We start from the raw sequence: 2,981 nt of genomic DNA on the forward strand, positions 1-2,981 counted from the left end.
CGCCGGGTCGACCAGCGAGTAGCCGCGCAGCGCCGCGGCGGCCGGCCGGGAGGCCGAGCCGACCAGCACCTGCGGCGCCAGCCGGTCGACCGCGAGCTCGACCTCGTGGTCGGTCAGCCGGTGGTCCAGCAGCGCCACCTGGGCGCGTAGTTGCCAGGCCGCCAGGAGCACGGCGACGAAGCCCAGGGAGGGCGGCAGTCGCAGTGCGACGGTCCCGCCCGGGCCGAGGCCGGCCGAGGCCAGCCGCTCGGCCTGCTCGGCGACCAGCGCGCGCAGGGCGTCGCGGTCGACGGGCGTGCCGAAACGCAGGCACTCCTCACCCCCGGGGCCGGCCAGTAGCACCTGGTCGACCCAGTCGACGGGAGCGTCGGCGTGCGGGGGTGAGGCGGGCGGCGGTGAAGAAGGGGAAAAGCCGGTCAACGCCTGCTCCACACAGTGAGGAGATTTGTCATGGACACTTGGACGATGTTCACGAGTCATCAACAAGCAATACGTCCAATTCCGTTGCCAGACCATTGCACAGACGATTGGTCAAATCAAGGTCTATACCAATGCGGTGTAGACCTCCTACGCTGCCGATCCGTGGACCGGTCCGAACGCGGCGGGTCCGGGAACGAGGACGCCCGTGGCACCACTCACACTGGCCGGGATGGAACGCGCTGCGCGCGAGCAACTCACCCCAGAAATCTGGGACTTCATCGAAGGCGGCAGCGGCTCGGAACGCACCATGGCGGCGAACCGGGAAATGTTCGGACGCTACGCGTTCCGCCCGCGCACGCTCGTCGACGTCTCCAACTGCACGCCCGCCGTCGATCTTCTCGGCGGCACGCTGCGACTTCCGGTCGGAATTGCCCCGATGGCCTACCACCGGCTGGTCCATCCGGACGGCGAAACGGCGACCGCCCGGGCAGCCGGAAAGGCGGGCGCGCTGCTGGTCGCCGGAATCTTCGCCAGTCGCACCCTGGAGGAGATCGCCGCCGCCGCGACCGGCCCGCTCTGGCTCCAGCTCTACTGGCTGCGCCGCCGCGACGCGCTCGCCGCCCTGGTGGAACGCGCGGAGGCGGCCGGCTTCGCCGCCCTGCTGCTCACCGTCGACGCCCCCCGGATCGGCCGCCGGCCGCGCGACCTGCGCAACGGCTTCGCCGTCCCCCCGGAGATCCGCGCGGTCAACCTCGATCCCGCGCTGATGGCCGCCACCCACCGCGCCGGCCAGGGCGCGTCCGGCATCGCCGAGCACGCCCGCGAACAGTTCGACCCCACCCTGACCTGGGCCGACCTCGCCTGGCTGCGCGAACGCACCCGGCTGCCGCTGGTCCTCAAGGGCGTGCTGACCGCCGAGGACGCCCGGCTCGCCGCCGAGCACGGCGTCGACGCGGTCGTGGTCTCCAACCACGGCGGCCGCCAACTCGACGGCGCGCTGCCCGCGCTGGCCGCCCTCCCCGAGGTCGTCGACGCCCTGCCGCCGCACCTCCCGGCGCTGCTCGACGGCGGCGTGCGCGGCGGCGCGGACATCGCGGTGGCCCTCGCCCTCGGCGCCCGCGCCGTCCTGGTCGGCCGCCCCGCCTTCTGGGGCCTGGCCACCGGCGGCGAGGACGGCGTGGCCCGCGTCCTCGACCTGCTGCGCGACGAACTGGAACACACCATGGCCCTGTTGGGCCGCCCCACGGTCGCCGACCTGGACCGCACCGCCCTCGCGCCCTGGCCCGTCTGAGCCCCGCGCGCACCACCCCCGACCCGACGAGCGAAAGAGCGACACCATGAACAGACAGGACGCCTTCCCCGGCTGGGACTGGGACGACCCGGACGGCCTCGCCGACCAGCTCGACCGGTTCAGCGCCGACGTCGCCACCTGCCAGAAGCTGGAAGCCGCCGCCGGCGGCCTGCCCCACGACCACGGGGACTTCACCGACCTCGGCATCACCGGCCTGGAGTTCGCCGCCTTCCGCACCGCCCACCCGGAGGGCCTCGGCACCGACCTCACCGCCCTGCGCAGCCCCGAGACCAGCACCGAACCCGGCACCCTCTACCGGGTCAACGGCGACCGCTGGTTCACCCAGCTCGACATCTCCGAGCCGCTGCCCTTCGCCGACGCCAGCGTCGACTGGGTCTACGCCGAGCACCTCATCGAGCACGTCACCATGCCCGTCGCGGTCGGCTGGCTGCGCGAGGCCCGCCGGGTGCTGCGCCCCGGCGGCGTCCTGCGCCTCACCACCCCCGACCTGGCCCGCTACCTGGTCGGCTACGCCACCGGCGACGGCTTCCTCGCCAAGCACCGCCGGCGCCTGACCACCATGGGCTTCGGCCCGCCGATGCCCAATCGCCCCGCCTTCCTGGTCAACCAGATCTTCCGCTACTACGGTCACCAGTGGATCTACGACCTCGACGAGCTGCGCCACGTCCTGACCCTGGCCGGTTTCGAGGACGGCCGGATCCGGCACTGCGCCTACCGCGAGGGGGCCCGCGCCGACGTCGCCGACCTGGACACCGCCTTCCGCACCGACGAGACCATCTACGTCGAGGCCGACCGCTGACCCGGCCCCGTCCCGAGGAAACCCCGATGCCCCTGCACCCCCAGGCCCAGGCGCTGCGCGATCGCCGCGCGAGCGCCGCCACGGCCCCGCTGTACAGTCTCACCGTGGCCGAGGCCCGCGCCGCCGACCTCGCCGAGATCCGCGCCGCCGCGGGCACCCCCGAGCCGGTCGCCGCCGTCGAGGAGCACCGCCTCCCCGGCCCCGGCGGCGAACTCGCGCTGCGCCTCTACCGGCCAGAGCCGCCCGCCGACGGCCGCCCGCTGCCCGTCCTGCTCTACCTGTTCGGCGGCGGCTGGACCCTCGGCTCGCCCGACACCAGTGACGCGATCTGCCGCGCGCTCACCAACGCGGTCGGCTGCGCCACCGCCTCCGTCGGCTACCGCCTCGCCCCCGAGCACCCGTTCCCCGCCGCCGTCCAGGACTGCGCGGCCGCCGCCCGCCGGCTGGGCG

General features: G+C 74.1%; 4 protein-coding genes. 3 read left to right on the forward strand and 1 reads right to left on the reverse strand.

Translation table 11 applies throughout. The annotated features are described in order from the left end of the window. The coding region (locus ABD308_RS34940) for an AMP-binding protein (RefSeq protein ID WP_344343957.1) at nucleotides 1-420 on the reverse strand (420 nt) is incomplete at its 3' end. Between the two features lie 229 nt (nucleotides 421-649). Here ABD308_RS34940 and ABD308_RS34945 point away from each other — a divergent pair. The 3 genes from ABD308_RS34945 to ABD308_RS34955 form a co-directional block, all read left to right on the forward strand. Further along, complete coding sequence (locus ABD308_RS34945; RefSeq protein ID WP_344343959.1) at nucleotides 650-1,711, forward strand: alpha-hydroxy acid oxidase; 1,062 nt, start codon at nucleotides 650-652, stop codon at nucleotides 1,709-1,711. Nucleotides 1,712-1,757: 46 nt separating this feature from the next. Continuing rightward, entirely contained in the window at nucleotides 1,758-2,531 is a 774-nt protein-coding gene (locus ABD308_RS34950; protein ID WP_344343963.1) for a methyltransferase domain-containing protein, read from the forward strand. 26 nt (nucleotides 2,532-2,557) lie between these two features. Then, the coding region (locus ABD308_RS34955) for an alpha/beta hydrolase (protein WP_344343966.1) at nucleotides 2,558-2,981 on the forward strand (424 nt) is incomplete at its 3' end.

The sequence above is a fragment of the Kitasatospora putterlickiae genome (assembly GCF_039527695.1).
Classification (GTDB): Bacteria; Actinomycetota; Actinomycetes; order Streptomycetales; family Streptomycetaceae; genus Kitasatospora; species Kitasatospora putterlickiae.

Coding starts and splice junctions, on each gene's coding strand:
- ABD308_RS34945 (WP_344343959.1), top strand. CDS start 650: ATGGAACGCGCTGCGCGCGAGCAACTCACCCCAGAAATCTGGGACTTC.
- ABD308_RS34950 (WP_344343963.1), top strand. CDS start 1,758: ATGAACAGACAGGACGCCTTCCCCGGCTGGGACTGGGACGACCCGGAC.